This is a genomic window from Streptomyces sp. BBFR25 (assembly GCF_044590125.1).
In the GTDB taxonomy this organism is placed as follows: Bacteria; Actinomycetota; Actinomycetes; order Streptomycetales; family Streptomycetaceae; genus Streptomyces; species Streptomyces canus_D.
Genome location: NZ_CP172447.1, coordinates 1,871,859 through 1,898,758 on the forward strand (window position 1 = coordinate 1,871,859; position 26,900 = coordinate 1,898,758).

Genomic DNA, 26,900 nt, shown 5'->3' on the forward strand with positions numbered 1-26,900 from the left:
GACCCTCAAGGGGCGCGGGGAACTGCGCGACCGGCCATCGACTGCCCGCAGCCGCCGACCGGCAGAAACCCCACGCCCCTTGGGCGCACCGCTAACTACGGAGAACCGCTCCGACCCGCTCGCCCGCGAGGGCGACCGCCGCGTCACGCGCAGCCGACGCCTCGTCGACCGTCAGCGTCCGGTCCCCCGCGCGAAAGCGCAACGCGTACGCCAGGGACTTGCGCCCCTCACCCAGCTGCTCCGCGTTGTCGTACACGTCGAACAGCCGGATGGACTCCAGCAGTTCACCCGCGCCCTCGCGCAGCGCCGCCTCGACCTCCGCGGCCGGGACGAACGCGTCGACCACCAGGGCGACATCCTGCGTCGCGACGGGGAAGGTCGAGATGCTCGGCGCCTGCGGGGTGTCGTCGCCGACCCGAGCCACGGCGTCGAGGTCCAGCTCCATCGCGCAGGTCCGCGCGGGCAGGCCCAGCGTCTTCAGGACCCGCGGGTGCAGCTCACCCGCGTGCCCGATCACGCGCTCCTCGCCGTCCACGGTGATGGTCAGCTCGGCGCAGCGGCCCGGGTGCCAGGGACCGTACTGGCCCTTGCGGACGCCCAGTTCGGCACCCGCCTCGCGGGCGACGGTGCGGGCGGCCTCGACCGCGTCGGCCCAGTCGGCCGGGCGGCCCTTGCCCCACCAGCCGGCCTGCTCGCGGGCGCCGGTCAGGACCACGGCGACGTGCCGGGGCTGGTCGGGCAGCGCGGCGTCCAGCGCGGCGAGGTCGTCCTCGCTGGGGCGCCGGTCGACGGGCAGGTCGGCGGCGACCCGCTGCTCGTCGCGCGGGTGGAAGACCAGGCCGGTCTCGAAGAGCGCCAGGTCGTGCGCGCCCCGGCCGTCGTTGCGGCGCAGCGCGCCCAGCAGGCCCGGCAGCAGCGAGGTCCGCAGCGCGGGCTCCTCGTCGCTGAGCGGGTTGACCAGTTTGACGACGCGGCGGGCCGGGTCGTCGGCGTCGAGACCGAGCTGGTCGAAGACCTGCTCGCCGACGAAGGGGTAATTCAGTGCCTCGACGTAACCGGCACCGGCCAGGGCCCGCCCGACCCGGCGGTGCAGCCGCTGCCGGGAGGTGAGGCCGCGGCCCGCCGGGGGCCGGGGCAGCGTGGAGGGCAGGTTCTCGTAGCCCTCCAGGCGGATGACCTCTTCGGCCAGGTCGTTCGGGTCGGTGAGGTCGGGCCGCCAGGACGGCACCGTGACGATCAGCTCGTCCTGGCCGTAGACGTCGCAGCCCACCTCCTGGAGGCGGCGTACGACGGTCTCGCGGCCGTACTCCACTCCCGCGACCTTGTCCGGGTGGTCGGCCGGGACGCGGATGGTGTGCGGTGCGGACGGAGCACTGATCTCCGTGACCCCGGACTCGGCGGTACCGCCCGCGAGCAGCACCAGCAGGTCGACGGTGCGCTGCGCGGCAGCGGCGGCGGCCTGCGGGTCGACGCCGCGCTCGAAGCGGCGGGAGGCCTCCGACGACAGCTTGTGGCGGCGGGCGGTGCGCGCGATGGACACCTGGTCGAAGTGGGCGGCCTCGATGACCACGTCACTCGTCGCGTTGCCGCCGTTCTCGGCGGAGTCGTGGTCCGCGATCTCCGTGTTGGCGCCGCCCATGACACCGGCGAGGCCGATCGGGCCGCGGTCGTCGGTGATGACCAGGTCCTCGGCGTGCAGCTTCCGCTCGGTGCCGTCGAGGGTGACGATCTTCTCGCCCTCCTGGGCCCGGCGTACGCCGATGGTGCCCTGGACCAGTGAGCGGTCGTAGGCGTGCAGGGGCTGGCCCAGCTCCATCATCACGTAGTTGGTGACGTCGACGGCGAGCGAGATCGGACGCATGCCGACCTTCTGCAGGCGCCGCTGGAGCCAGATCGGCGAGCGCGCCTCGGCGCTGAGGCCGGTCACGGTGCGGGCGGTGAAGCGGTCGCAGCCCGTGGGGTCGCCGATCTTCACCGGGTAGCCGTAGGCGTTCGGACCGGGCACGTCGAGCAGGGCCGGGTCGCGCAGCGGCAGGCCGTAGGCGATGGCGGCCTCGCGGGCGACGCCGCGGATGGACAGGCAGTCGCCGCGGTTGGCGGTGACGGCGATGTCCAGCACCTCGTCGACCAGTTCGAGCAGCTCGATGGCGTCCTTGCCGACCTCGGTCTCCGGCGGCAGCACGATGATGCCGTGGGTGCCGTCGTCGCCCATGCCCAGCTCGTCGCTGGAGCAGATCATGCCGTGGGACGTCTTGCCGTAGGTCTTGCGGGCGGAGATCGAGAAGCCGCCGGGCAGGGTGGCGCCGGGCAGCACCACGACGACCTTGTCGCCGACGGCGAAGTTCCGGGCGCCGCAGACGATCTCCTGCGGCTCACCGGTGCCGTTGGCCTGTCCGACGTTCACCGTGCAGAAGCGGATCGGCTTCTTGAAGCCCTCCAGCTCCTCGATGGTCAGCACCTGGCCGACGACGAGGGGGCCCTTGAGGTCGGCGCCCAGGTGCTCGACGGTCTCGACCTCCAGACCGGCCGAAATCAGCTTGGCCTGCACGTCGCGGCCGGTCTCGGTGGCCGGCAGGTCGACGTACTCCCGCAGCCAGGAAAGCGGGACCCGCATCAGATCTCCATCCCGAACGGCCGGGTGAACCGGACGTCACCCTCGACCATGTCTCGCATGTCCTCGACGTTGTGGCGGAACATCAGCATCCGCTCGATGCCGAACCCGAAGGCGAAGCCGCTGTACTTCTCGGGGTCGACGCCGCAGGCGGTGAGCACCCGCGGGTTGACCATGCCGCAGCCGCCCAGCTCGATCCAGCCCTCGCTGGAGCAGGTGCGGCAGGGCCGGTCGGGGTTGCCGACGGACGCGCCCTTGCAGACGTAGCAGAGCATGTCCATCTCGGCGGACGGCTCGGTGAAGGGGAAGAAGTTCGGCCGCAGCCGGGTCTTCATCTCCGCGCCGAACAGCGACTGGACCATGTGGTCCAGGGTGCCCTTGAGGTCCGCCATGGTCAGGCCCTCGTCGATCGCGAGCAGCTCGACCTGGTGGAAGACGGGGGTGTGGGTGGCGTCCAGCTCGTCGGTGCGGTACACCCGGCCGGGGCAGATCACGTAGACCGGCAGCTCGCGCGTGAGCGCCGAGCGGATCTGCACGGGCGAGGTGTGGGTGCGCAGCACCACGCCGGACTCGGTGCCTCCCTGCGGTCCCTCGACGAAGAAGGTGTCGGCCTCGCCGCGCGCCGGGTGGTCCGGGCCGATGTTCAGGGCGTCGAAGTTGAACCACTCGGCTTCGGCCTCGGGGCCCTCGGCGACCTCGTAGCCCATGGCCACGAAGACGTCCTCGATGCGCTCGGAGAGCGTGGTGAGCGGGTGGCGGGCGCCTGCCGGTACGCGGTCGTAGGGCAGCGTGACGTCCACGGCCTCCTCGACCAGGACACGCGCGTCGCGCTCGGCCTCCAGCTCCTCCTGGCGGGCGGCCAGCGCCTTGTTCACGGCACCGCGGGCCATGCCGACGCGCTTGCCGGCCTCGGCCTTGGCCTGCGGGGGCAGGGCGCCGATCTCGCGGTTGGCCAGCGCCAGCGGGGAGGCGCCGCCGGTGTGGGCGACCTTGGCCTCCTGGAGCGCGTCGAGGGAGTCCGCGGCGGCGAAGGCGGCGAGCGCCTCGTCCCGCATGCGCTCGATCTCTTCCGGTTTCAACGCCTCGACCTCGACTGGGTCGTACGACTTATTCGGTGCCGACATCTCTTCCCGTGCTTCCGATTGGCTGGCTGGGACGCCCCGTCTACGGTCCTCAGGCGGCGCGGAGACGCTTCGTCGACGCTTCGTCTGCGGATCTGGACGCAAAGGTGCCAAAGACCGAGTCTAACGGGGCTGTGGAACGCGGATTACGCCCGTGGGGGTCGTCGGCCGCCTCTGGTGCTGCTCAGCTGAGGTACGCCGGGGCCGCCACGGGCAACGTAAATCGGAACTCGGCGCCGCCGCCGGGGGCGCGGCCGACCGTGATGGTGCCGCCGTGGGCCTCGACGATGCCCTTGACGATGTACAGCCCGAGGCCGGTGCCGCCGCGCTTGCTGCCCCGCCAGAAGCGGGTGAAGACGCGGTTCATGGATTCCTCCGGGATGCCCGCCCCCTCGTCGCTCACCGTGACCGACGTGCCGGTGTTCTCCCCCTCGCGGGGTGACGCCGTGGGCGTGACGTCAATGGTGACGGTTCCCTCGCCGTGCCGCACCGCATTTTCCAGCAGGTTGCTCAGCACCTGGTCGACCTTGTCGGGGTCGGCCCACAGGTCCGGCAGCGGCTGCGCGAGGCGGAGCAGGAACCGGTCGGCCTCCTGACCGGCGGCGACGTACGCCTGGATGTGCCGGCCGACGGCGGCGCCGATGTCGACGGGCTGGCGGCGCACCTCCAGGCGGCCGGAGTCGATCCGGGAGATGTCGAGCAGCTCGGCGATGAGGCGGGTGACGCGGTCGGCGTCGGCGTCGACGGTCTCCAGCATCAGCCGCTTCTGGTCGTCGGTGAACCTCTCCCACTTGGCCAGCAGCGTGGCGGTGAAGCCCTTGACGGAGGTGAGGGGGGAGCGCAGCTCGTGGGCGACGGTGGCGATCAGCTCGGCGTGGCTGCGCTCGGTGCGGCGGCGGGCCTCCGTGTCGCGCAGGGTGACGACGACGCGGTGGACGGGGCCGCGGCGTTCGGTGCGTACGTAGCGGGCGGTGACCAGGACTTCCCGGCCGCCGGGGAGCAGCAGGTTGCGCTCGGGCTGGCCGACCCGGATGGCGAGGCCACCGTAGGGGTCGGTGAGCTGCCACCAGCGGCGGCCCTCCAGGTCCTCCAGGGGGAGGGCGCCCTCCAGCGGCTGTCCGAGGGCCTCGGCGGCGGGGGTGGCGGTGATGCGGACGGCGGCCGCGTTGAAGCAGACCACCCGGCCGTGCTCGTCCGCGACGACCAGGCCGTCGGGCAGCTGGTCCGGGTCGACGCCGAGGTCGGCGAGATCGCCGGGCGTACGGGGCGCGGGCGGGCGCGGCACCTGGCGTGCTCCCGGTGCGCTGCTCGTACCGACGCTCATCCCCGTACCCCACCTCTCAACCGCGCAGGGGCCTTGAGCTGGTCACCCTACTAGCTCTTGGTGACGGAGCGGCACCCTCCGGCGGCACGCTGTGCACGCGCCGACGCGTAGAGACATACGGCGGCGGCGGTCGCTAGGTTCAGACTCTCCGCCTTCCCGTGGATCGGGACGCGCAGCACGGCGTCGGTGAGGGCGCGGGTCTCCTCCGGGAGCCCCCAGGCCTCGTTGCCGAACACCCAGGCCGTGGGCCCGCCCATGGTGCCGGCGTCCAGCTCGGTGTCGAGGTCGTCCTCGCCCGCGCCGTCGGCGGCGAGGACCCGGACCCCGGCGTCCCTGAGCCCGGCGACGGCACGCTCGACGGGGACACCGACGGCGACCGGCAGATGGAACAGGGAACCGACGGAGGCGCGTACGGCCTTGGGGTTATACAGGTCGACGGAGGCGTCGGTGAGCACGACCGCCTCGGCCCCGGCGGCGTCGGCGCAGCGCAGTACGGTGCCCGCGTTGCCGGGGTCCCGCACGTGGGCGAGGACGGCGACGAGCTTGGGCCGGGCGGCGAGGATCTCCTCGAACGGCGTGTCCAGGAACCGGCAGACCCCGACCAGCCCCTGCGGGGTGACGGTGGTGGAGATGTCCTCGATCACCGAGTCGGCGGCGAGGTGCACCCGGGCGCCGACGTCACGGGCGGCCCCGACGATGTCGGCGTACCGCTCCGCGGCCTCTACGGTGGCGAACAGCTCGACCAGCGTCTCCCCGAACCCCGCGGCCTCCCGCACGGCCTGCGGCCCCTCGGCGAGAAACAGCCGCTCCTTCCCCCGGAAGTTCCGCTTACCGAGCCGCCGCGCGGCGGCGACACGGGGAGAACGGGGGGAGATCAGCTCGGGGGTGGCGGGTGGCACTCTTCTCACCTTCACAACTAGATCAACGCTGGCTGGGGCGCCCCTTCAGGGGCGCGGGGAACTGCGCGACAAGCCACAACGGACCCGCAGCCGAAAACGAACCGGCCGGACGGCAACCAAAGGGACCCGCAGGCTCCAAGCCTGCGGGTCCCTTCGACAACCGGCTAAAGCCGGCGCAGCGTCACGCCGCCTTCGGCGCGTTCACATCGCTCGGCAGCGCCTTCTGCGCGACCTCGACGAGCGCGGCGAACGCGTTCGGGTCGTTGACGGCCAGCTCGGCGAGGATCTTGCGGTCGACCTCGACGTTGGCGGCCTTCAGGCCCTGGATGAAGCGGTTGTACGTGATGCCGTTGGCGCGGGCAGCGGCGTTGATGCGCTGGATCCACAGCTGGCGGAAGTCACCCTTGCGCTTCTTGCGGTCGTTGTAGTTGTAGACCAGCGAGTGGGTGACCTGCTCCTTGGCCTTGCGGTACAGGCGCGAACGCTGACCGCGGTAGCCGGAGGCCTGCTCGAGGATCGCCCGGCGCTTCTTGTGGGCGTTGACTGCCCGCTTGACGCGTGCCACTTGTTAACTCCTTGTAGCGGGGCCGCGGTGATCCTCACGCGGCCCGGTATCGATGGGGTCCCGGTCCTGCCGTACGGCGCTCAGTGGCGCCCGTACGTCACTTGCCGAGAAGCTTCTTGATCTTCGCGGCGTCGCCCGGGGCCATCTCGGCGTTGCCGGTGAGGCGACGCGTCACGCGGGACGACTTGTGCTCGAGCAGGTGGCGCTTGCCGGCGCGCTCACGGAGCACCTTGCCGGAGCCGGTGATCTTGAAGCGCTTGCTGGCACCGCTGTGCGACTTGTTCTTCGGCATAGCGCCGTTCTCTCCTCGTCGGTGGCGCTCCGGTGCCCGGTCGTGAAACCGGGCACGGGTGGAGCGTCGCTCTTGTATCGGTCTGTGTCGTCCTGGGGACTGGCGGTCCCCCGGGGTCACGCTTCGGCAGGTGCCTCGGCTTGGGCCTCGACGTCCTCGACCTCGTCGGCCTCCGCGGCGTTCTGCGACTTGCCGGGGTTCGCCTTCGCGTCCGCCTTGCGCGCTTCCTGCGCCTGACGGGCCTCGGCCATCGCCTCGGTCTTCTTCTTGTGCGGACCGAGAACCATGATCATGTTCCGGCCGTCCTGCTTCGGATTCGACTCGATGAAGCCGAGGTCCTGGACGTCCTCCGCGAGCCGCTGCAGCAGTCGGTAGCCGAGCTCCGGCCGGGACTGCTCACGACCGCGGAACATGATCGTGATCTTGACCTTGTCGCCCTGCTTGAGGAACCGGACGACGTGACCCTTCTTGGTGTCATAGTCGTGCGGGTCGATCTTCGGCCGGAGCTTCATCTCCTTGATGACCGTGTGCGCCTGGTTCTTGCGCGCCTCACGGGCCTTCATGGCCGACTCGTACTTGAACTTCCCGTAGTCCATGAGCTTGCACACGGGCGGACGGGCGTTCGCCGCGACCTCGACGAGATCGAGGTCGTACTCCTGCGCAAGCTCCAGGGCCTTGGCAAGCGGGACAATCCCGACCTGCTCGCCGCTGGGACCGACAAGTCGCACCTCGGGAACGCGAATCCGGTCGTTGATGCGGGGCTCGGCGCTGATGGATCCTCCTCGGTAGCACCACGCGACGGTCTGGCGGACAGCCGCGTAACGTCTGTTTTTAAGACCTAACCGCGCCGGCACACAAAAAATGCCCCGGACGATCACAGGCGGGGCTCCTCGAACTGCTACCGGAGCACCGCCGCGATGACCGCGGGGCGCGATTTCGGGCTGGTCGCCGCCGTGGGACGGGACCGCCTGACCGGTGACCCGCCGTCCGGAGGACGGCCAGGTGGGAGTTCGAAAGCCTCCACTTGTGGGCCGGATCCGCTGCCGTGGGCGTACGTGTCCGACCGGTCGTTACACAAGGTTAGCAGCTCGGCGGGGGAAGGGCTAACCGAGTCCGAGTGGGGCCCGCTCCCCCGCTGCGCCTATCGTGTGCGGCATGAGTGAGACCCCCGCTGAATCCTCGGCGAATCCCGACTTCGACGCCATGACCCGCGACATCGCCGAGGTCCCGGCGGTCGAGGTGATCGTGACGGTCGCCGTCAACCTGATGAGCGCCGCCGCCGTGAAGCTGGGCCTGACCGAGGAGGGCGACGCGCACAAGGACCTGGACGAGGCCCGCAAGCTGGTGCACGCGCTGGCCGGTCTGCTGGACGCGACGGCGACCGAGATCAGCTCGTTCCACGCCGCGCCGCTGCGCGACGGCCTGAAGTCGCTCCAGCTCGCCTTCCGCGAGGCCTCGCTGGTCCCGGACGAGCCGGGCCAGGGTCCGGGCGAGAAGTACACGGGCGCGGTCTACGGCTGACCGCCGCCCGTCGACCTCCAGCTATCCCCGCACGTACAAGGGCTCGCCGGGCGGCGTCGCCCCGGCCGGCAGCAGTGCCAGGTCGAGGCCGCGCACCAGGCGGGCCCTCAGTGTGTCGTCGGCGGCCAGCCGCTCGGCGACGGCGCGGGCGGCCTTCGCCGCGTCGGCGTCCGGGTCCAGGACCAGCGCGAGCGTGCCGTCGGCCCGTCCCGGTCCGAGGTGGGCGCGGAGCACGGCGGGCTCGTCGGCCAGGGCGGCGCGCACGGCCCCGGCCACGGCCGGGTCCGCGAGCGGGTCGGTCGTCGTACGCCCCTCGGCCAGCGCCAGCAGCACCGCTCCGGTCAGCTCGAACGGCACCGGCCCGGCCAGGTCCAGTACGACGGTGTCCGCCTTCTCGTGCGCGGCCGCCTGCAGCGCCTGGTGCACGGGTACGGCGACGGGGCGGGCCGCGGGGTCCCAGCGGGCGAGCGACTCCGTGGACGTGAAGGCGGGCAGCGCGGTGCGGTCACCTGCCTTCAGGGTCGGTACGGCCATGTCGCTGGTCTTCTCGCGGCGCAGCCCGTTCTCGTCCTCCTCCACCTCACCCAGCACGGCGACGACGGGCACGAGCAGCCGGGCACCCTTGAGCGCTTCGAGGACCGGGCCCACGGCGGCGCGGTCCTCGGCCCAGGCGGAGAGCGCGGCGCTCAGCCGGGGGTCGGCGGAGCCGTCGTCGTCGGAGAAGGCGGAGTCGGGGATGTTCTTGTTCGCCACGTCCCCGACCCTATCGGGGGGCGCGTACGGCGCTCCGCACCGGTCAGTCCGGCGGGCGCGGGCGGCACCGTATCGTCGTCGGCCTCGGCACCCTCGGGCGGGAGGCAGCGGTGGAGACGGTCGAACCGGCCGAGCCGGTGGTGGACGGTGACGCGCGGCTGGCCGCGGCCATGGCGTCGGTGACGGTGCCGGACGGCGCCGAGGTGTCGGTGGCGGTGCTGGACCCGGACTCGGGCGAGGCCGCCTCGTACGGCACCGGTGCCTTCGAGACGGCGAGCATCGTCAAGGTGGACATCCTGGCGGCGCTGCTGCTCCGGGCCCAGGACGCGGGACGCTCGCCGACCGCCGCGGAGAAGGCGTACGCCGCAGCGATGATCGAGAAGAGCGACAACGACTCGGCGTCGGCGCTGTGGCGGGCGATCGGGGCGGGCGACGGGCTCGACGCCGCGAACGAACGGTTCGGGCTGACCGGCACCGAGGGCGGCGACGGCCCGCTGTGGGGCCTGACCCGCACCACCGCCGCCGATCAGGTCACGCTGCTGCGGCAGGTGTTCGTGGCGGACGGCTCGGTGCTGAACGGGCCCTCACGGGCGTATGTGCGCGGGCTGATGGAACGGATCGCGGACGGTCAGCGGTGGGGTGTGTCGGCGGCGGCCGACGCGGCCGAGGGGGCGGCCGGTGCGGCGTGGGCGTTGAAGAACGGCTGGCTGCGGCGCAGCACCACCGGGCTGTGGGTCGTCAACAGCGTCGGGCGGGTGGAGAGCGGGGGCCGCGACTGCCTGGTGGCGGTGCTGTCGCGGGGCAGCGGTACGCGGGCGGAGGGGATCGAGCTGACCGAGACGGCGGCACGGGCGGCGGTGTCCGTGCTCACCGACGACACGGGCGCCGGCCTCTAGAAGCCGCTGCGGGTGGTCACAAGTCGTCGTGGCGTTCGCGGCGGCCGCGCCACAGGACCACGGCCGCGACCACCAGGACGCCGCCCGCGCTGCCGGCCAGCGGACCGGCCCAGGCCGAGGTGGCGTCGTCGGAGGCGGGGGTGTCCGGTCCCGGGCCGAAGAACTCGTCGCCGTGGGCCGCCGCCTTCAGCCCCGCCGGTTTGAGCCGTCCGGCCGCCTCGATGGCGGCGGCCGGGTCGACGAAGCCGAAGCCGCGGGAGTCGTCGCGACCCTCGGCCGGGGCGTTGCGGGCGGTGTCCTCCAGAACGGACTTGACCTGGGCCGGGGTGAGGTCCGGGTGGGCCGCCTTCACCAGGGCGGCGGCCCCGGAGACGAAGGCGGCGGCGGCGCTGGTGCCCCAGCCCTCGTAGTAGCGGTGGTCGGGGTCGGCGATGATCACGTCGACGCCGGGGGCGCTGACCGTGGCGTACCAGCGGCGGGTGGAGAAGGAGGCGCGGGTGCCGTAGCGGTCGACGGCGGTGGCGGCGATCACGCCGGGGTAGGCCGCCGGGTAGGAGATGTGGTCGCCCTTCTCGCCGCCGTTCCCGGCCGAGGCGACGACGATCACGCCTTTGCCCAGGGCGTACTGGATGGCCTCGTCCTCGGCCGGTTCCGGGTGCGCGGAGGCGGAGTCGTCGCCGAGGGAGAGGTTGATGATGTCGGCGCCGTGGTCGGCGGCCCAGCGGATGCCCTCGGCCAGGGCGTTGCCGCGGGTCTTGCGGGCCTTGACGCGGGAGGGGTCGCCGTCCTCCAGGATCACGCGCAGGGGGAGGATCCTGGCCTCCGGGGCGATGCCCATGACGCCTTCGGCGTTGCCGGTGCCGTGTCCGTGACCGGCGATGATCCCGGCCATGGCGGTGCCGTGCCGGGCCCAGGAGCGGTCGCCCTCGCTCGCGCCGAAGCCGACCAGGTCCTTGCCGGGCAGGACGTTGCCGGTCAGGTCGGGGTGGTCGGCCTCGACGCCGGTGTCCAGGACGGCGACGGTGACGCCCGCGCCCTTGGTGGTGCGCCACGCCTCCTGGGTGTGCATGGCGTCCAGGGCCCACTGCTGGGCGCGGATGCCGTCGGCGTGCGCGGCGGGGGCCGGGACCAGGACCAGGGCGGCGGCGAGGAGGAGGCTCAGGGCCCCGGTCCTGCGGCGGAGGTCGGCGGGGGTCACGAGGGGTGCTCCGTGGGGGCGCCGACGTTCTTGCGCAGGGCGCGTTCGACGCGGTCGGCGAGGCCCTGCGCCTCGTGGCCGAGACCGGCCTGGGCGGACGCCGAGGTGGCGCCGGACTCGATGGCCTCCTCGGCGGGTTCGGGCTCGTCGACGGTGCGGCCGTCGGCCCAGCCGGAGACGGCGTAGACGACGACGGGGGCGTCGGTGAGGACGGAGACGGTCCAGGAGGCCCGCTGCGGTGCGCCGAAGCCCGCGGCGACCGTGTCCTTCGCCGCGTACGGCAGGGGCATGAGGTCCTCCCGGCGGCCCAGGCCCTCCTTCTCGAACCGGCCCGCCAGCGCGGTCATGGCTGCGGCGTCGGCCTTGGTGAAGAGCAGGCCGACGGTGGTGACGTGGCTCTGGGTGGCGTCGGTGTAGGTGGCGCGCAGCAGCCGGGAGCAGCCGACCGGGTCGAGCACCTTGGCGAGGAGCGGGTCGAAGGCGCCCGCGCAGTCGCCGTCCGGGGCGACCGCGACCCGCGTCCAGGTGCGGTCGGCTCCGCCGGGGCCCGCGCCCTTGCCCTGGACGGTGGGCGGGAACAGCTGGTCGACGGGCACGCTGTGCCACAGGTCCCCGGCCTCGGCGAACGCGCTGCGCGCGCCGTCGTCCCCGGAGTCTCCGGCGAGCCAGCTGCCGGTGACGGCGCCGGTGAGGAGCCCCACGCCGAGGACGAGGCAGACGGCGGCGGCGACGGCCTGCGGCCGCGGGCGCCCGCCGAGCGGACGCGGCCGGGCCAGTGCGTCGTACCCCTCGGGCTCCCCGAACGAGACCCGGGGCCGCATGTCGATCGGGCTGCTCCAGGAGAAGGCGGGGTCGGGGGCGGCGGGGCGGTCCGCCGGGCCGGCAGACGGGGCGGGTGCCGGTCGAGCCGCGGGCTCCGGTCTCGGCTCCGGTTCCGTTTCCGCCGGGACCGGGCGCAGGCGCGCGGTCGTCTCGGTCGGGGTCTGCGCGGGGGCGCCGGGACGGCGGGCCGGCGCCTGGGGTGCGCCTCCGGCGGACGGGGCGTCACCACGACCGACGGTCGGCGCGGAGTCGGGGAAGCGGGCGGAGGCGCGGGGTGGCGGCGCGTCGTCGGCGGGCCGGGGCTCACCGAGCCGGAAGCGCGGGTAGCGGGTGCGGGCACCGGAGTCCGCGCGGCCGTCACCGGCCGTCGTCGGCCCCCCGGGGGAGGACGCGGCGGTGTCCCGCCGCGCACCGGACCGCGCGTCGCCGCCGCGCTCCGCCGCGGGCGCCTGCGCCGGGCGGGGTGGAACGCCCGGGGTCGGCGGTGTCGGCGGACGGGAGCCGCCCGCCGGACGCGCGGCCTCACCGAAGCCCGGCGCGGCGTCGGGGCGAGAAGCAGTCCGCGGACCGCGCGCGGACTCGGGGCGCGGCGGCGCCGACGGAGCCGACTCGGGGCGCGGCGGCGTCGCGGGGCGGGCCGGGGGCTCCGGATGGGGCGAGGTCGGCCGAAGCGCCGTGCCGGGGCCCGGCGTGGACGACGGACCGGGCGCGGACCCGGGGCGCGACGGAGCCGACTCCGGACGCGGCGGCATCGCGGGGCGGGCCGGGGGCTCCGGAAGGGGCGAGGTCGACCCAAGTGCCCTGCCGGGGCCCGGCGTGGACGACGGACCGGGCGCGGACTCGGGGCGCGACGGAGCCGACTCCGGACGCGGCGGCGTCGCGGGGCGGGCCGGGGGCTCCGGATGGGGCGAGGTCGGCCGATGTGCCGTGCCGGGGCCCGGCGGGGGCGGCGGACCGGGCGCGGACTCGGGGCGCGACGGAGCCGACTCGGGGCTCGGGGGCGTCGCGGGGCGGGGTGGGGTCTGCGGGCGGGGTGGGGTCTCGGGGTGCGGGGGGAGGGAGGCGCGGCGCGCTTCCGTGCTCATGCACCCCCCGTTTCCCCGGGCCCCGGCCCGTCTCTCCGAAAGGGCCGGAGACGGTGGTCCTGGCCGTGGTCGTCTCCTGCCCGGCCCGGCGCGGAACCGTTCCGTCCCGGGCACGCATACCCGCTCGGGAGGACCACCATCCCGGCGCGGCCTCCAGGGCCCTGCCGCCGGGGTGGGGCCCGCCGTGCGTGCGCGTCACTCTACGGCGTGACCCCGCCGGAGGGGGAACCAGTCCGCACGCCCGTGGCATTGGCCCGGATCGTCCCCCTACCCCGCGGTAATCCTGTCTGGCAGGCTGCGTCCATGACCGCACGCGCCGCCGACCGGGCCCGCTACGACCGGGCCACCGCCCATCTGGACGCCCCCGTGGCGATCGTGGACCTGGAGGCCTTCGACGCCAACGCGGACGACCTGCTCCGCCGGGCCGGCGGGAAGCCGATCCGGGTCGCCAGCAAGTCCGTACGCTGTCGTGCGCTGTTGGAACGGGTCCTGGCCCGGGACGGTTTCGCGGGCGTCATGTCGTTCACGCTTGCCGAGTCCCTGTGGTTGGCGCGCTCCGGTTTCGAGGACGTGCTGCTCGCCTATCCGTCGGCGGACCGCGCCGGGTACGCCGAGCTGACCGCCGACCCCAAGCTCGCCGCCGCCGTGACGGTGATGGTCGACGACGTGGCCCAGCTGGACCTGGTCGACGCGGCGCGCGAGGGCGGCGGCGGCCGGGAAGTCGTGCGGGTGTGCCTGGAGTTGGACACCTCGCTGAGGCTGCTCGGCGGCCGGGTGCGGGTCGGGGCCCGGCGCTCGCCGCTGCACTCCCCCGCCGAGGTCGCCGACCTGGCCCGCGCGGTGGCCCGCCGGCCGGGGTTCGAGGTCGTCGGCATCATGGCGTACGAGGGGCATGTCGCCGGGGTCGGCGACGCGGTGGCGGGGCGTCCGTTCCGGTCGCGTGCCGTGCGGCTGATGCAGGCCGCCGCCCGCCGGGAGCTGGCCGAGCGGCGGGCGGCCGTGGTGCGGGCGGTACGGGCCGTGGTGCCCGGTCTGGAGTTCGTCAACGGCGGCGGTACGGGCAGCGTGCAGCACACCGCCGCCGAGGACGCGGTGACGGAGATCGCGGCCGGCTCCGGGCTGTACGTGCCGCGCCTGTTCGACAACTACACGTCGTTCAGCGGTCGTCCGGCCGCGCTGTTCGCCCAGCCCGTCGTACGGCGGCCGGGGGTCGGGGTCGTGACCGTGCTCGGCGGCGGCTATCCGGCCTCGGGTGCGGCCGGGGCCGACCGGTTGCCGGTGCCGTACCTGCCCGAGGAGCTGCGCTACGACCCCCAGGAGGGCCCGGGCGAGGTGCAGACGCCGTTGCTGGGCTCGCCCGCCGACGATCTGCTGATCGGCGACAAGGTGTGGTTCCGGCACGCCAAGGCCGGGGAGCTGTGCGAGCGGTTCGACGCGCTGCACCTGGTGGAGGGGGACGCGGTGACGGCGACGGTGCCGACGTACCGGGGCGAGGGGCAGACCTTCCTGTAGCGCGGGCACCGCGGGCCGGGGTCAGTCCGTCGGGCCGATGCCGCTGCCCACGCCGCCGCCGGTGTCCGCGTCGCCGATGGGCCGGATGCCCTTGGTGATCCGGTCCATGTCCGCCAGGGGCGGCCCGTCCTCGCCCGCGTCGAAGACGTAGCGGACGAGGATCGGGGACTCGGTGCCGACGGTGGACGGGAAGACCATCGACTGCACGTGACCGCCGGGTCCTTCGGCCGTCCTCACCCGCCAGCGCACGTAGTACCCGGCGCGTCCGGCGACCGCGACGGGGCCGGACGCCACCTCCTCGTGGGACACGATGCCGCCGAAGGGCTTGTTGCCGACCAGGTCGCGGTCGTAGGCGTCGTCGGCCGCGTCCTCGATGTCCTGCCGGGCCAGGGCCTTCGGGGAGGACTCGGCGTTCGCCGTGACGGTGCGGGAGACGACGAGGCCGTGTCGGCACACGCCGCCGTCGGCGGGGCAGTCGTAGGTGCCGTCGGTGGTCATCATGACGTCGTCCTCGGCGACGTACTTGGGCGGGACCCAGCCGTCCGGCAGCGGGAAGGTGATGCCGTTGAGCTGGTCCTCGACCAGGGCCGGGTCGTCGGCGGAGGGTCCGGAGGCGGTGGGTGAGGGGGACGGCGGGTCGCTCACCGGGGCGGGGCCGGTGGCGGTCTCGGTGACCGGCGGGGTCCGCGTCCGCGGGCTGCCGCCGTCGTCCTCGCCGAGGACGAACACGCCGGTGACGATCGCCGCGACCAGCACGGCCGCGGCGGCGGTGAGGGCGACGGCCTTCCCCCGTCCGCCGGTGCCCGTGCGCGGCCCGGGGCCCGCGGCGCCCACCGCGGGACCGTAGCCGACGGGTTCCGGAGCGCGGCGGTGCTCCGTCCAGGCGGTGCCGTCCCACCACCGTTCCTGGTGCGGGGCCGACGGGTCGCGGTACCAGCCGGGCGGCGGCGTCATGCTCATCCCGGCACTGTAGGACGCCGTACGCGGTGTTCTACAGCGGTGTGACGTACGCCCCGGAGATCCCGCCGTCCACCAGGAAGTCCGTGGCGTTGACGAAGGAGGAGTCGTCGCTGGCCAGGAAGGCGACGGCGGCGGCGATCTCCTCGGCCTCGGCGAACCGCCCCACCGGGATGTGCACGAGGCGGCGCGCGGCCCGCTCCGGGTCCTTGGCGAACAGCTCCTGGAGGAGCGGGGTGTTGACCGGCCCCGGGCACAGCGCGTTGACGCGGATGCCCTCCCGCGCGAACTGCACGCCCAGTTCCCGGGACATGGCGAGGACGCCGCCCTTGGAGGCGGTGTACGAGATCTGCGAGGTGGCCGCGCCCATCCGGGCCACGAAGGACGCGGTGTTGATGATGGACCCCCGGCCCTGGCGCCGCATGTAGGGGATGGCGGCCTTGCAGCACAGGTAGACGGAGGTGAGGTTGACCTCCTGGACGCGCTTCCACGCCTCCAGGCCGGTCTCCAGGATGGAGTCGTCGTCGGGCGGCGAGATGCCGGCGTTGTTGAACGCGACGTCGACGCTGCCGTAGGTGTCGTACGCCGCCGCGAACAGCGCCTCGACCTGCTCGGGGTCGGTGACGTCGGCCCTGACGAAGATGCCGCCGCTCTCCTCGGCGGCGGCCTTGCCCCGGGTCTCGTCCACGTCGCCGCAGACGACGTGGGCGCCCTCCGAGGCCAGTCGGCGGACGGTGGCGAGGCCGATGCCGCTGGCCGCTCCGGTGACGACGGCACTGCGGCCGACGAGCCTGCGGCAGACGATGTCTTCGCTCACTGTGCGGGGCCCTCCGTGCTCGATGGGGTGGTGCTGATGAAGACGTTCTTGGTCTCGGTGAACGCGGTCAGCGCGTCCGGCCCCAGTTCGCGGCCGAGGCCGGACTGCTTGAACCCGCCGAACGGTGTCCAGTAGCGGACGCTGGCATGGGAGTTGACGGACAGGTTCCCGGCGCGCACCGCGCCCGACACGCGCAGGGCGCGGCCGACGTCCCGGGTCCACAGTGAGCCGGACAGGCCGTATTCGGTGGCGTTGGCCAGGCGGATCGCGTCGTCCTCGTCCGCGAAGGGCAGCACGACGGCGACGGGTCCGAAGACCTCCTCGACGGCCACGCGCGCGTGCGCGTCGACGCCGGTGAGGACGGTGGGCGGGAACCAGAAGCCGGGGCCGCCCTCGGGCGCCTTGCCGCGGATGCCGGCGGCGTCGGCGGGGACGTGGGAGCGGACGCGCTCCAGCTGTGCGCGGGAGATCAGCGGGCCCATCTCGGTGCTCTCGTCGGCCGGGTCGCCGACGCGGACGGCCTCGATCGCGGGGGCGAGGAGTTCCAGGAAACGGTCGTACACGGACCGCTGGACGAGGATGCGGGTGCGGGCGCAGCAGTCCTGGCCCGCGTTGTCCAGGAAGGACATGGGAGTGGCGGCAGCGGCGGCCTCGATGTCCGCGTCGGCGAAGACGATGTTGGGGCTCTTGCCGCCGAGTTCGAGGGTGACGGGTTTGAGGAGCGCCGCGCCCTTGGCGGCCACCCGCCGCCCGACGGCCGTGGACCCGGTGAAGACGATCTTGGCGACGCCCGGGTGCTCGACGAGCGCGTCCCCCGCGACGGGCCCGTGCCCGGGCAGCACCTGGAACAGGCCCTCGGGCAGGCCCGCCGCCAGGGCGAGTTCGGCCAGGCGGAGCGCGGTGAGCGGGGTCGTCTCGGCGGGCTTGAGGAGGACCGCGTTGCCCGCCGCGAGCGCCGGTGCGGTGGCCCAGGCCGCGATCGGCATGGGGAAGTTCCAGGGGGCGATGACGCCGACGACGCCGAGCGGTTCGAGGAGCGTGACGTCCAGGCCGCCGGCCACGGGGATCTGGCGTCCGGTGAGCCGCTCCACTCCCCCGGCTGCGTAGTCCAGCAGGTCGCGGACGTTGCCGGCCTCCCAGCGGGCGTTGCCGAGGAGGTGACCGGCCTGGCGGACCTCCAGGCGGGCCAGCTCCTCCAGGTGCTCGTCGACGGTGGCGGCGAAGCGGCGCAGCAGCCGGGCCCGGTCGCCGGGTGCGAGGGCGGCCCAGGCCGTCTGGGCGCGGGCGGCGCGGGCGACGGCTGCGTCCACGTCGGCGGCGGAGGCGGCGGGGACGGTGGCGACGACCTCTTCGGTGGCGGGGTTCAGTACCCGAAGTGCGTCAGGGAGTTTCTCGGACAACCGGTGCCTCACATGCGTTCGAAGGAGCGGCGCAGTTCCCAGTCCGTGACGGCGGCGTCGTACGCGTCCAGTTCGACGCGCGCCATGTTGCGGTAGTGGGCGACGACCTCGTCCCCGAAGGCGGCCTTGGCGAGGGCGCTGTTCTCCCACAGCTCGGCGGCCTCGCGCAGGGTGGTGGGGACGTGCTCGAAGTCGGCGGCGTACGCGTTGCCGGGGCAGGGCTCGGGCAGCTCCAGCCGCTGCTCGATGCCGTGCAGCCCGGCCGCGACCAGACCGGCCACCGCGAGGTACGGGTTGACGTCGCCGCCGGGGAGCCGGTTCTCGAAGCGGAGCGAGCGGCCGTGGCCGACGACGCGCAGGGCGCAGGTGCGGTTGTCGTGGCCCCAGGCGACGGCGGTGGGGGCGAAGGAGCCGGGCTGGAAGCGCTTGTAGGAGTTGATGTGCGGGGCGTAGAGGAGGGAGAACTCGCGCAGCGCCACCAGTTGTCCGGCGAGGAAGTGCCGCATGACCTCGGACATGCCGGTGCCGTCGGCCATCGCGTTGCGGCCGTCGGCATCGGCGAGCGAGAGGTGGATGTGGCAGGAGTTGCCCTCGCGCTCGTTGTACTTGGCCATGAAGGTGAGGGACATGCCCTCCTGGGCGGCGATCTCCTTGGCGCCGGTCTTGTAGACCGCGTGCTGGTCGCAGGTGACCAGGGCCTCGTCGTAGCGGAAGGCGATCTCGTGCTGGCCGGGGTTGCACTCGCCCTTGGCGGACTCGACGGTGAGCCCGGCGCCGGCCATCTCGTTGCGGATGCGGCGCAGCAGGGGTTCGACGCGGCCGGTGCCGAGCACGGAGTAGTCGACGTTGTACTGGTTGGCCGGGGTCAGGCCGCGGTAGCCCGCGTCCCAGGCGTGTTCGTAGGTGTCCCGGAAGACGATGAACTCCAGCTCGGTGCCGACCTGCGCGGTGTACCCGTGCCCGGCGAGCCGTTCCAGCTGGCGGCGCAGGATCTGGCGGGGCGCGGCGAGCACCGGGGAGCCGTCCTCCCAGGCGAGGTCGGCGACGACCATCGCGGTGCCCTCGTTCCAGGGGAGCCGGCGCAGGGTGGCCGGGTCGGCGTGCATCGCGAAGTCGCCGTAGCCGCGGTCCCAGGAGGACATGGCGTAGCCGTCGACGGTGTTCATGTCGGCGTCGACGGCGAGGAGGTAGTTGCAGCCCTCGGTGCCGTGTTCCAGGACCTCGTCGAGGAAGAAGCGCGCGGCGAACCGCTTGCCCTGGAGGCGGCCCTGCATGTCGGGGAAGGCCAGGACGACGGTGTCGATGTCACCGGCGGCGACGAGGGCGTGCAGTTCCTCGACCCCGAGCGGGGGTGTGCGGTCTGCCACGGGGGGAGCCTCCTTCTGGCCGGGAGCCATAAGGTATTGCCGGGAACCTTTGGTTGGGAAGGGGGCGCGGCCGCGTGCGGAAGGAATCCGCCGGGAGTGCCGGGAGCGCCGGGAGCGTGACGGACCGGCTGGCGCCGGTGCTGCGACCGGTGCGGGCCGGAAACGGCTTCGAGGAGGCGCTGGAGCAGATCCTCCAGGTCGTCCGGCTGGGCCTGGTGGCGGGGGGCGAGCGGCTGCCGGCCGAGCGGGAGCTGGCGGAGCGGCTGGGAATCAGCCGGGTGACGCTGCGCGAGGTGCTGCGAGTGCTCCAGGAGCAGGGCCTGGTCGAGGCGCGGCGGGGGCGCTACGGCGGAACGTTCGTGCTGCCCCGCGCGGACGCGGGCGGCGAGGACGAGCTGCGGCGCCGGGTGACGGGGGTCGACATCGAGGACGTACTGCGCTTCCGGGAGGTGCTGGAGGCGGGCGCGGCCGGGCTGTGCGCGGCGCACGGGCTGACGGACACGGGGGCGGCGCGGCTGCGCGGGGCGCTGGCCGGTACGCGGGACGCGCCGCTGGCGCACTACCGGCGGCTGGACACGATGCTGCACCTCACCCTGGCGGAGCTGTGCGGCTCACCGGCGCTGGCGGCGCAGTACGCGGCGGTCCGCGCCACCCTCAACGACCTGCTGGACTGCATCCCGCTGCTGGTGCGCAACCTGGAGCACTCCCAGCGCCAGCACGCCGCGCTGGTGGCGGCGGTGCTCGACGGGGACGCGGACGGGGCGCGGGAGATCGCGCGGGAGCACTGCGCGGGGACGGCGGCGCTGCTGCGCGGGTTCCTGACCTGAACGCCGCCGGGGGCGCACGCTCCGGCAAAGGTATGAGAACGGTTCATTGTCTGGAGGACGGATGGGCGACCGGCCGCTGATCGGTGTCAGTACGTATCTGGAGTCCGGTGCGCGCTGGGGCGTGTGGGAGCTGGAGGCCGCGCTGCTGCCGGCCGGGTACCCGCGGCTGGTGCAGCGGGTGGGCGGGCTGGCCGCGATGCTCCCGCCGGACGCGCCGGAGCACGCCGCCGCGGCCGTCGCCCGCGTCGACGGGCTGGTGATCGCGGGCGGCCCGGACGTGGAGCCGGTCCGTTACGGCGCCGAGCCCGATCCGCGCACCGGCCCGCCCGCCCGGGCGCGGGACACCTGGGAGCTGGCGCTCATCGAGGCGGCGCTGTCCGCGGGCGTCCCGCTGCTGGGCGTCTGCCGGGGCATGCAGCTGCTCAACGTCGCCCTGGGCGGCACCCTGGTTCAGCACATCGAGGGGCACGCCGAGGCGGTGGGCGTGTTCGGCGGCCACCTGGTCCGGCCGGTGCCGGGGACGCTGTACGCCGGTGCCGTACCGGAGGAGACGTTCGTGCCGACGTATCACCACCAGGCGGTGGACCGTCTCGGCACCGGCCTGATCGCGTCGGCGCACGCGGCGGACGCCACCGTGGAGGCCCTCGAACTGCCCTCCGCCCCCGGCTGGGTCCTGGGCGTCCAGTGGCACCCGGAGATGGGCGAGGACACACGCGTGATGCGGGCCCTTGTGGACGCGGCACGAGCGGGCTGAGGGGCCCGGTGAACGCGGCACGAACGGACCGAGCGGACCGCCCGCGTACCCGCGGGGCGACCAGCCGGTTCGGCGCCGCCCCGACCGTTCAGGTACTGCGTCCGCTCGTACGCGTGGTCGGAGACGAATGCGGCAAAGGCGCGCGACGGACGACCGGTCGGTTCGAGCACCGCGGTGCTGACCTGGTCCTCGCGCCCCTCCTTGATTCCGCGCTCGACGGCGGCAAGGGCGTCAGCGAACTCCGCCGGCATTCCGGAGGCACGGTAGGCGGCAGCACCGGCGCCGCTGCACTGAAGAGCCTTGACCGCCCGCCGCCGCGAGGACGAGGTGAGCCCGACCGCGCGACACCCGGTCACCGGGCCAGCGTGGCCGCCCAGCGCGTGAAGATCTCGGCGTACCGCGCCGGTTCCGACTGGTGCATCATGTGCGTTGCGTCCGGCACCGACTCGTAGTCGACCTTCACCCCCGCCGACTCCATCAACCGCCGGGCCTGCGCGGCCTGGTCGTCGGAAAGCGCCCCGATCAGGTTCCCGGTCTCCGGGTCGGTGCCGCGCATGTGGTGCGTGAGGAGCACCGGCGTTCTGACCTGGCCCAGCATGCGCTCGTGCGGGCAGTTCAGCCCGACGGTCCCCTCGTAGAAGGCCCGGGCCCATTCCGGGTCGTACTCCTTGAGGTGCTGCGGGATCACGTCCGCCACGAAGGACCGCGCCATCGGCGACGACGAGACTCCGGCCGCGCGGCAGAACCCCTCCCAGTCACCCACGCTCCACTGGTCGCCGAGAAACGTGCGGAAGAGGTCGAACACCGGCCCCACCGCCTGCCGGACCGAATGACCGTGCGCCGGGACGAGTTCGGACGCGAAGAGCGGCGGGTCCTCGCACAGGACGCCCCGGAGCTGACCGGGCATGGAGTACGCCGACAGCCAGGCCGCGAGGACGCCGCCGGAGGAATTGCCCGCGACGACGACGGGCCGCCTCACCACCAGGGCGATGAACCGGACCAGGTCGTTGCCGAAGTTGTCGAGGCTGTAGCGCTTCGGGGTCCAACTGCTGCGCCCCTGGCCCCGCAGGTCGACGGCGTAGACGTGGAAGTGCTCCGCGAGGAGGCCCATCGCCTCCTCGTACGACCACCAGGAGCCCGTCTGCTCGGGGATCAGCAGCACGGCGGGCCGATCCGGGTCACCGGCCTCGGCATAGTTCATGGTGATCTCGCCGAGATCGATCTGCCGTTCGGGATAGAGGTGCGGGACGTGGACGTCGCGCAGCGCGGGGTCGGTCACCATGGTGGTCTCCTCGGTCTGTGCTGCCCGTCGTTACGGGCGGACGACGCTTCCTGCGGCCGGAGCCGGTGGCCGTGCGGCCGCCTGCGGCTCAGGGCTCGACGAACTTGTCCGCCAACCCCCTTTCCAGGTAGTCGTCCGGCAGATCCTGGATGACCAGCTCGGGTTCGGTGCGCTCGGTGTGCAGCCGCCAGTAGGCGTCGGCGATCGTCTGCGGCTGGGAGTCGTGGCCCCCTTGGCCGATGTAGGCGGCGATCGCCACGTGCGCGGCGTAGACGCCGGTGCCGGAGAGCGCCGCGTGCAGGTTGAGGATCCAGTTGCGCATACCGCCGGTGGCGATCTGCACGTTCGCCACGTGCGGGGCGATCACCGGCCCCGACCCCGCCCCGCTGCTGACCAGGATCGTCCCCGTGCCGCGCTCCAGCATGCCGGGCAGGACGTGCTGCACCGCCGCCACACCCCCGAGCAGATAGAGGTCCAGCTGGGCCAGAACGGAGTCGACGGTGACCTTCGTGGCCTCGACCAGCGGCGCCCGGCGCAGGTCGGCCGGGGACGGCGCGGGCGAGTACTCGAGTATGTCGATCGGTCCCAGCCGCTCCTCGGCGGCGGTGAGCGCCGCGTGCAGAGCGGGACGGTCGGTCACGTCGGCGGGGAACGCCTCGGCCCGCACGCCCGTGTCGGCCAAGTCGTCGGCCACCGCCTGCAGCGTCGTACGGCTGCGGGCGATCAGCGCCACGTCGACCCCCTCGGCGGCGAACCGCCGGCCGATCGAGCGCCCCAGTTGCGGACCTGCGCCCACGATCGCGAGCGTGCTCAATTCGCTACCTCGTTACCCTTGTATCGACATTCCGGACCGCGGATGTCGGCTCTTCGATGCATGCCGGAACAACCGTAGGAAGCGTGTGGTCTCGGCGCCTCGGACCGGCGCGTCAGCCCGAACGGGAGATTCGCGACAACGATGAGTGGCACTTTCTCGGCAGACGTGAGCGGCGCGAACGCCTTCAGCGACTTCGCACACGCGTGGCGGAGCCGGATGGGCGAGACCTTCGCGCTGGCGCCCTTCCGCCGGACGACCGTGTCCGGCTTCTCGGCGCGGTCCCGCGGGTTCAGGGTGCGGGACATGATGTTCAACCGCTTCGAGACCGCGGCCGCCCTGCGGACGGCGGGCCGACGGGTCGGGGCCGACGATCACGTACGCCTGTGGATCGTCCACCGGGGGACCTGGCGGTTCGAGGAACCGGGAGGAGCCGAGCACACGGCACCGGCCGGCCGCCTGCTGGTACAGACGGGAAGGCTGTCCCACTTCTCCGCGGCGCCGCACACCGCCGTGCAGGTACTCGTCCTGCCCGCCGCGGAGGTGCGGCCCGGACGGGGCGGGCCGGCCTCCGGTCCGGCCGACACCGCCGAGGTGCGGCTGCTCACGGCGCACGCCGCCATGGTGGACCGGATGCTGGACCGTCTCGGGCCGGCCGGGCTCGACGCCGCCCGCAACACCCTGGCCGAGCTGGCCCGGGCCGCCGCCGGGGGCGGCCTGGACGACGTGGAGCCCCTGTTGTCGCCGGCCCTGGCCCAAGCCGCGCGGGACCTGGCCGACCGCCGCCTCACCGACCCGGCCCTGTCCCCCTCTGCTCTCGCCCGGGAGCTGAACGTCTCCCCGCGTACCCTCCAACGGGCCTTCGCCAGGGAGGGCCGACCGCTGAGCACCTACATCCGGCGCCGCCGCCTCGAGGAAGCACGCCGCGCGCTCGTCGCACCGCACCGGCGCATGACCGTCACGGAGATAGCCGCCCGCTGGCAGTTCGCCGACAGCGGCCACTTCGCCCGCGCCTTCCGCAAGTACTACGGCCTGACCCCGACCGACTACGCCGCGACCGCCGCTCGTGAAACGGATGCCACCTAGGGGGCCGTCGTTTGGATCTTGCCGGGGTCGCGGGGTCGGGCCGGCAACAAGGCGCCGTCGACCGGAGCCGGCCTGATCCAACCGACACCCCCCTAGCTGGGCGGGACCGGCCGCGTGCCTACGCCCGGGTCAGGGACAGCAGTTGGCGGGCCGGGCCGGTGGGGCGGTGGCCGGTGGGCCATACCGCTCGCAGGTCGCGGGCCAGGACGACGTCCGCCACGGGGACGCTCACCAGACGCCGGGTGGTCAGTTCCTCGCCGACGGCGAGTTCGCTGAGGACGGAGGGACCGGCGCCGCCGACCGCGGCCGCCTTCACCGCCGTGGTCGAGGACAGTTCGATCAGGGGGCGGGCCAGACCGCCCAGCGCCGCGTCCAGCACCTGCCGGGTGCCCGAGCCCTTCTCCCGCAGGATCAGCGGGGTGGCCGCCAGCTCCGCCGCCGCCAGCGGGCGCCTGCGGCGGGCCCAGGGGTGGCCCGGCGCGGCCACCACGACGAGCCGGTCGTGGCCGATGACCGCGGAGTCGAGGCCGGTCGGCACGCTGACCCCCTCCACGAAGCCGAGGTCGGCCTCGTCGGCCAGCAGGCGCTCCGCCACCGCCGCCGAGTTGCCCGCGAGCAGCGACACCGCCGTGTCCGGCAACTGGGTGCGCAGCGCGACCAGCCACCCCGGCAGCAGGTACTCGGCGATCGTCATGCTCGCCGCGACACGGAGCCGCGAGTCCCGCCGGTCCCGCAGCGCCTGCGCGCCCGCGTCGAACGCCTCGGCGGCCTCCACGATCCGCCGCGCCCAGTCCGTGACCAGCGCGCCCGCGTCGGTGAGCCGGGAGCCGCGCGGCGAGCGGTCCACCAGGGCGACGCCCAGCTGCCGCTCCATCGAGCGGATGCGACTGCTGGCGGCCGGCTGGGTGATCCCCAGCTCGCGCGCCGCCCCGCCGAGACTGCCCAGGCGCGCCACCGCCAGCAGCAGCTCCATCGCGCCGAGGTCTGGCACCCGGTGTGCCAGCGAACCCGCCACGGACCGTGCCCGGCCCGCGTGCCCGCCCTCCGTGCCGCCCACGCCGTTCCCCGCCCCGCTCGCCGTACTCCTGCTCATAACTCCAGCTTATGTCCTCATAGGGACATGCTCCCTGGTCAGGAGCTTCGCCCGCCGGGACGGTGGAGCCATGGTCACCGCAGCCCAGCACCGCTCTCCAGCGCCCTCCCCCTCCCCCTCCCCCGCCGTCGGCCCGGCCGTCCGGCGGGTCCCGGCCGTGCGTCATCTCGGACCCAACTGGTACGCCTGCGTCATGGGCACCGCCATCGTCGGTACGGCGGGAGCCGCGCTCCCGGGGCACGTACCCGGCCTGCGGGCCGTCTGCACCGCGGTCTGGGCCCTGTCCCTCCTCCTGCTGGCGGTGCTGCTGGTGGCCCGGTCCCTGCACTGGCGCCACCACCGCGACCAGGCCCGCGCGCATCTCCTGGACCCGGCCGCGGCCCCGTTCTACGGCTGTCTGTCGATGGCCCTGCTGGCCGTCGGCGGCGGCGCCCTGGTCCTCGGCCGGGACTGGATCGGCACCTCGGCCGCGGTCGCCCTGGACACGGTGCTGTTCACCGCCGGTACGGTGATCGGGCTCGCGGCGGCGGTCGCCGTGCCGTACCTGATGGCCGTACGCCACCGCATCGAGCCGGGGCAGGCCAGCCCGGTGTGGCTGCTGCCGCTCGTCGCGCCGATGGTGTCCGCGGCCGTCGGTCCGCTGCTGGTCCCGCACCTCCCGCCGGGGCAGCCCCGCCAGACGCTGCTGCTCGCCTGCGTCGCGATGTTCGGCGTGAGCCTGTTCGCGACCCTGGTGACGCTCCCGGTGATCTTCGGCAGGCTGCTCACCGGCGGCCCGCTGCCGCTCGCGCTCACCCCGTCGCTGTTCCTCGTCCTCGGCCCGCTCGGACAGTCGACGACCGCCGTGGGAAAGTTCGCGGACCTGGCGCCGGGCGTCGTGCCGGGGCCGTACGCCGAGGGCTTCGCGGTCTTCGCCGTGCTGTACGGGGTGCCCGTGACGGGCTTCGCGCTGATGTGGCTGGCGTTCGCCGTCGCGCACGTCGTGCGGGCCCGCCGGGAGGGCATGCGCTTCTCGATGACGTGGTGGTCGTTCACCTTCCCGGTGGGCACCTGTGTCACCGGCGCCGAGGCGCTGGCCCGTCGGACGGGGCTGGTCGTCTACGACGGGCTCACCGTCGCCCTGTACGCCCTGCTCGTGGCCGCCTGGGCCGTCGCCGCCGTGCACACCGCCCGGGGTCTGCTCAGCGGCGTGCTGCTCGCAGGGCCGCGGCCAGCGCCCGGGGCGCCTTCGCCAGTGACGGCCCGTACCACGTGAGGTACCGCCCGTCGACGAGGGCGCAGGGCAGGCCGGGGAAGGCCTCCGGGCCGTCGTCGGCGGTGAAGCGGTACGGCTCGTCCGGCAGCACCACGACGTCCGGGCGGGCCGCCCGCAGCTCGTCCAGCGGGACCTGCGGGTAGCGCTCGGCATGGGCGGCGTACACGTGGTCGACGCCGAGGCGGGCCAGGACGTCCCCCGCGAAGGTGTCCCGGCCCAGCACCATCCAGGGCCTGCGCCAGACGGGCACGACGGCCGTGACGCGCCGCGCGGGTGCGGGCGGATCCGCCCAGGCGGCCTGTGCCTCGTCCAGCCAGCGGGGCCGGGAGGGCGCGCCGCAGGCGGTCAGCACCCGGTCCAGTTCGGTGAAGGCCTGGGGGACGGTGCGCACCTCGGTCACCAGCACCTCGGCGCCCGCCGCGCGCAGGGCGTCGAGGTCGGGGGCGCGGTTCTCCTCCTCGTTGGCGACGACCAGGTCGGGGGCAAGGGAGAGGATCCGGTCGGTCTTCGGGTTCTTGGTGCCGCCGACGCGGACGACGTCGAGGGGGGCCGGGTGGGTGCACCAGTCGGTGGCGCCGACCAGGGCGCCCGGCACCGTACGGGCCACCGCCTCGGTCAGCGACGGCACCAGCGAGACCACCCTCACCGGCGC

Annotated in this window: 25 protein-coding genes; 7 read left to right on the forward strand and 18 right to left on the reverse strand. The window is 73.9% G+C overall.

What is annotated here, in order from left to right; translation table 11 throughout:
* Nucleotides 1-91: 91 nt before the first annotated feature.
* The 7 genes from pheT to infC all read right to left on the reverse strand — a co-directional run bounded on the left by pheT (nt 92) and on the right by infC (nt 7,585).
* Nucleotides 92-2,614, reverse strand: a complete 2,523-nt coding sequence (gene pheT, locus ACGH52_RS08445) for a phenylalanine--tRNA ligase subunit beta (RefSeq protein ID WP_399938428.1) — start codon at nt 2,612-2,614, stop codon at nt 92-94.
* Nucleotides 2,614-3,735 carry a phenylalanine--tRNA ligase subunit alpha gene (pheS, locus tag ACGH52_RS08450; protein ID WP_076973555.1) on the reverse strand — a complete coding sequence of 374 codons (1,122 nt, stop codon included), beginning with the start codon at nt 3,733-3,735 and terminating at the stop codon, nt 2,614-2,616. The genes pheT and pheS overlap by 1 nt, the downstream gene beginning before the upstream one ends.
* 181 nt (nt 3,736-3,916) lie before the next feature.
* Nucleotides 3,917-5,056: an ATP-binding protein gene (locus ACGH52_RS08455; protein ID WP_399938430.1), complete on the reverse strand. Its 1,140-nt coding sequence runs from the start codon at nt 5,054-5,056 to the stop codon at nt 3,917-3,919.
* 50 nt (nt 5,057-5,106) lie between these two features.
* Nucleotides 5,107-5,955 carry an RNA methyltransferase gene (locus ACGH52_RS08460; protein WP_076973556.1) on the reverse strand — a complete coding sequence of 283 codons (849 nt, stop codon included), beginning with the start codon at nt 5,953-5,955 and terminating at the stop codon, nt 5,107-5,109.
* 181 nt (nt 5,956-6,136) lie between these two features.
* Nucleotides 6,137-6,520, reverse strand: coding sequence for a 50S ribosomal protein L20 (rplT, locus tag ACGH52_RS08465; RefSeq protein WP_003977226.1), 384 nt, complete (start codon nt 6,518-6,520; stop codon nt 6,137-6,139).
* Nucleotides 6,521-6,617: 97 nt separating this feature from the next.
* Nucleotides 6,618-6,812, reverse strand: a complete 195-nt coding sequence (rpmI, locus tag ACGH52_RS08470) for a 50S ribosomal protein L35 (RefSeq protein WP_003977225.1) — start codon at nt 6,810-6,812, stop codon at nt 6,618-6,620.
* 116 nt (nt 6,813-6,928) lie between these two features.
* Nucleotides 6,929-7,585 (reverse strand): translation initiation factor IF-3, encoded by a 657-nt coding sequence (gene infC, locus ACGH52_RS08475; RefSeq protein WP_063124369.1) that lies wholly within the window; start codon nt 7,583-7,585, stop codon nt 6,929-6,931.
* A gap of 382 nt (nt 7,586-7,967) precedes the next feature.
* On the opposite strand from infC, the gene ACGH52_RS08480 reads away from it, so the two are divergent.
* The gene (locus ACGH52_RS08480; protein WP_052837775.1) at nt 7,968-8,333 is read left to right on the forward strand and encodes a DUF1844 domain-containing protein; all 366 of its coding nucleotides are present in this window, start codon (nt 7,968-7,970) and stop codon (nt 8,331-8,333) included.
* Nucleotides 8,334-8,354: 21 nt separating this feature from the next.
* On the opposite strand, the gene ACGH52_RS08485 is transcribed toward ACGH52_RS08480, so the two are convergent.
* Nucleotides 8,355-9,086: an SseB family protein gene (locus ACGH52_RS08485; protein ID WP_076973557.1), complete on the reverse strand. Its 732-nt coding sequence runs from the start codon at nt 9,084-9,086 to the stop codon at nt 8,355-8,357.
* Nucleotides 9,087-9,256: 170 nt separating this feature from the next.
* Between ACGH52_RS08485 and ACGH52_RS08490 the strand changes: the two genes are divergently transcribed.
* Nucleotides 9,257-9,982, forward strand: coding sequence for a serine hydrolase (locus tag ACGH52_RS08490; protein WP_399946680.1), 726 nt, complete (start codon nt 9,257-9,259; stop codon nt 9,980-9,982).
* A gap of 16 nt (nt 9,983-9,998) precedes the next feature.
* On the opposite strand, the gene mycP is transcribed toward ACGH52_RS08490, so the two are convergent.
* Nucleotides 9,999-11,180, reverse strand: a complete 1,182-nt coding sequence (gene mycP / locus ACGH52_RS08495; protein ID WP_399938433.1) for a type VII secretion-associated serine protease mycosin — start codon at nt 11,178-11,180, stop codon at nt 9,999-10,001.
* Nucleotides 11,177-12,001 (reverse strand): hypothetical protein, encoded by an 825-nt coding sequence (locus ACGH52_RS08500; protein WP_399938435.1) that lies wholly within the window; start codon nt 11,999-12,001, stop codon nt 11,177-11,179. The genes mycP and ACGH52_RS08500 overlap by 4 nt, the downstream gene beginning before the upstream one ends.
* Nucleotides 12,002-13,390: 1,389 nt before the next feature.
* Between ACGH52_RS08500 and ACGH52_RS08505 the strand changes: the two genes are divergently transcribed.
* A complete protein-coding gene (locus ACGH52_RS08505) occupies nt 13,391-14,599 on the forward strand; it encodes an amino acid deaminase/aldolase (protein WP_399938436.1) in 1,209 nt (402 codons plus the stop codon).
* A 21-nt stretch (nt 14,600-14,620) separates the two neighbouring features.
* On the opposite strand, the gene ACGH52_RS08510 is transcribed toward ACGH52_RS08505, so the two are convergent.
* From ACGH52_RS08510 to glnA4, 4 genes are read right to left on the reverse strand one after another with little or no spacing between them, the layout of a single operon-like run.
* Entirely contained in the window at nt 14,621-15,553 is a 933-nt protein-coding gene (locus ACGH52_RS08510) for a DUF2510 domain-containing protein (RefSeq protein ID WP_399946683.1), read from the reverse strand.
* 37 nt (nt 15,554-15,590) lie between these two features.
* Nucleotides 15,591-16,373 carry a 3-oxoacyl-ACP reductase gene (locus tag ACGH52_RS08515; protein WP_121701157.1) on the reverse strand — a complete coding sequence of 261 codons (783 nt, stop codon included), beginning with the start codon at nt 16,371-16,373 and terminating at the stop codon, nt 15,591-15,593.
* Nucleotides 16,370-17,773 (reverse strand): aldehyde dehydrogenase, encoded by a 1,404-nt coding sequence (locus tag ACGH52_RS08520; protein WP_193777475.1) that lies wholly within the window; start codon nt 17,771-17,773, stop codon nt 16,370-16,372. The genes ACGH52_RS08515 and ACGH52_RS08520 overlap by 4 nt, the downstream gene beginning before the upstream one ends.
* Nucleotides 17,774-17,781: 8 nt before the next feature.
* The gene (gene glnA4, locus ACGH52_RS08525; protein WP_076973562.1) at nt 17,782-19,140 is read right to left on the reverse strand and encodes a gamma-glutamylethanolamide synthetase GlnA4; all 1,359 of its coding nucleotides are present in this window, start codon (nt 19,138-19,140) and stop codon (nt 17,782-17,784) included.
* A 116-nt stretch (nt 19,141-19,256) separates the two neighbouring features.
* On the opposite strand from glnA4, the gene ACGH52_RS08530 reads away from it, so the two are divergent.
* Nucleotides 19,257-19,967: a FadR/GntR family transcriptional regulator gene (locus tag ACGH52_RS08530; protein ID WP_121701160.1), complete on the forward strand. Its 711-nt coding sequence runs from the start codon at nt 19,257-19,259 to the stop codon at nt 19,965-19,967.
* A 61-nt stretch (nt 19,968-20,028) separates the two neighbouring features.
* On the forward strand, nt 20,029-20,721 hold the full coding sequence (locus ACGH52_RS08535; RefSeq protein ID WP_076973564.1) for a gamma-glutamyl-gamma-aminobutyrate hydrolase family protein: 693 nt from the start codon (nt 20,029-20,031) through the stop codon (nt 20,719-20,721).
* A gap of 352 nt (nt 20,722-21,073) precedes the next feature.
* Here the strand turns inward: ACGH52_RS08535 and ACGH52_RS08540 are convergent, their stop codons facing one another.
* Both ACGH52_RS08540 and ACGH52_RS08545 read right to left on the reverse strand, forming a co-directional pair.
* On the reverse strand, nt 21,074-22,003 hold the full coding sequence (locus tag ACGH52_RS08540) for an alpha/beta fold hydrolase (RefSeq protein WP_399938440.1): 930 nt from the start codon (nt 22,001-22,003) through the stop codon (nt 21,074-21,076).
* A gap of 88 nt (nt 22,004-22,091) precedes the next feature.
* Nucleotides 22,092-22,817 carry an SDR family NAD(P)-dependent oxidoreductase gene (locus ACGH52_RS08545; RefSeq protein WP_076973566.1) on the reverse strand — a complete coding sequence of 242 codons (726 nt, stop codon included), beginning with the start codon at nt 22,815-22,817 and terminating at the stop codon, nt 22,092-22,094.
* 141 nt (nt 22,818-22,958) lie between these two features.
* Here ACGH52_RS08545 and ACGH52_RS08550 point away from each other — a divergent pair, with 141 nt between their 5' ends.
* Nucleotides 22,959-23,900, forward strand: a complete 942-nt coding sequence (locus ACGH52_RS08550) for a helix-turn-helix domain-containing protein (RefSeq protein ID WP_076973567.1) — start codon at nt 22,959-22,961, stop codon at nt 23,898-23,900.
* Between the two features lie 118 nt (nt 23,901-24,018).
* Here ACGH52_RS08550 and ACGH52_RS08555 read toward each other — a convergent pair whose 3' ends face one another.
* Nucleotides 24,019-24,993, reverse strand: coding sequence for a LysR family transcriptional regulator (locus ACGH52_RS08555; protein ID WP_059299638.1), 975 nt, complete (start codon nt 24,991-24,993; stop codon nt 24,019-24,021).
* Between the two features lie 70 nt (nt 24,994-25,063).
* Here ACGH52_RS08555 and ACGH52_RS08560 point away from each other — a divergent pair, with 70 nt between their 5' ends.
* Nucleotides 25,064-26,248, forward strand: coding sequence for a TDT family transporter (locus ACGH52_RS08560; protein ID WP_399938442.1), 1,185 nt, complete (start codon nt 25,064-25,066; stop codon nt 26,246-26,248).
* Here the strand turns inward: ACGH52_RS08560 and ACGH52_RS08565 are convergent.
* Complete coding sequence (locus tag ACGH52_RS08565) at nt 26,175-26,894, reverse strand: helical backbone metal receptor (RefSeq protein ID WP_399938444.1); 720 nt, start codon at nt 26,892-26,894, stop codon at nt 26,175-26,177. The two genes, ACGH52_RS08560 and ACGH52_RS08565, sit on opposite strands and share 74 nt — an antisense overlap.
* Nucleotides 26,895-26,900 lie beyond the last annotated feature (6 nt).

What these genes read in the sequence shown, in the direction of transcription:
- pheT (WP_399938428.1), bottom strand. Translation starts at nt 2,614, where the DNA reads ATGCGGGTCCCGCTTTCCTGGCTGCGGGAGTACGTCGACCTGCCGGCC.
- pheS (WP_076973555.1), bottom strand. Translation starts at nt 3,735, where the DNA reads ATGTCGGCACCGAATAAGTCGTACGACCCAGTCGAGGTCGAGGCGTTG.
- ACGH52_RS08455 (WP_399938430.1), bottom strand. Translation starts at nt 5,056, where the DNA reads ATGAGCGTCGGTACGAGCAGCGCACCGGGAGCACGCCAGGTGCCGCGC.
- rpmI (WP_003977225.1), bottom strand. Translation starts at nt 6,812, where the DNA reads ATGCCGAAGAACAAGTCGCACAGCGGTGCCAGCAAGCGCTTCAAGATC.
- ACGH52_RS08480 (WP_052837775.1), top strand. Translation starts at nt 7,968, where the DNA reads ATGAGTGAGACCCCCGCTGAATCCTCGGCGAATCCCGACTTCGACGCC.
- ACGH52_RS08490 (WP_399946680.1), top strand. Translation starts at nt 9,257, where the DNA reads ATGGCGTCGGTGACGGTGCCGGACGGCGCCGAGGTGTCGGTGGCGGTG.
- ACGH52_RS08500 (WP_399938435.1), bottom strand. Translation starts at nt 12,001, where the DNA reads ATGCGGCCCCGGGTCTCGTTCGGGGAGCCCGAGGGGTACGACGCACTG.
- ACGH52_RS08505 (WP_399938436.1), top strand. Translation starts at nt 13,391, where the DNA reads ATGACCGCACGCGCCGCCGACCGGGCCCGCTACGACCGGGCCACCGCC.
- ACGH52_RS08510 (WP_399946683.1), bottom strand. Translation starts at nt 15,553, where the DNA reads ATGACGCCGCCGCCCGGCTGGTACCGCGACCCGTCGGCCCCGCACCAG.
- ACGH52_RS08535 (WP_076973564.1), top strand. Translation starts at nt 20,029, where the DNA reads ATGGGCGACCGGCCGCTGATCGGTGTCAGTACGTATCTGGAGTCCGGT.
- ACGH52_RS08540 (WP_399938440.1), bottom strand. Translation starts at nt 22,003, where the DNA reads ATGGTGACCGACCCCGCGCTGCGCGACGTCCACGTCCCGCACCTCTAT.
- ACGH52_RS08550 (WP_076973567.1), top strand. Translation starts at nt 22,959, where the DNA reads ATGAGTGGCACTTTCTCGGCAGACGTGAGCGGCGCGAACGCCTTCAGC.
- ACGH52_RS08555 (WP_059299638.1), bottom strand. Translation starts at nt 24,993, where the DNA reads ATGAGCAGGAGTACGGCGAGCGGGGCGGGGAACGGCGTGGGCGGCACG.
- ACGH52_RS08560 (WP_399938442.1), top strand. Translation starts at nt 25,064, where the DNA reads ATGGTCACCGCAGCCCAGCACCGCTCTCCAGCGCCCTCCCCCTCCCCC.